Below are 243 nucleotides of genomic sequence, written 5' to 3'. Positions count from 1 at the left end.
CGGAGAACTTGACGACTTGCTTGTTCTTTACTACGAGCGAGTCCTAGTGAAGGTCTGCGTTCTCACCACTCAGGAACTGGACGTTGACCTTGAAGTCGGGGAACTGGGCGATCACTTGGCCGGTGCCCATCAGCTTGTGAACTACCACGGCACCCAGCGCAATACGCGTTTCGCGATCATCCACATTGATTGGGGTGAGGTCCAGAGGGTCTGCGAAACCTGCGATCTCATACTTTCCGCCGC

The 243-nt window shown here is 55.6% G+C and carries 1 protein-coding gene; it reads right to left on the bottom strand.

What is annotated here, in order from left to right:
• Positions 1 to 43: 43 nt before the first annotated feature.
• The coding region (locus tag AC1RPU_RS08475; protein WP_481769728.1) for a hypothetical protein at positions 44 to 243 on the bottom strand (200 nt) is incomplete at its 5' end.

This window comes from Dellaglioa sp. CoH-55-MRSF-7 (assembly GCF_056782235.1).
This window is presented reverse-complemented; position numbering and strand designations above follow the sequence as displayed.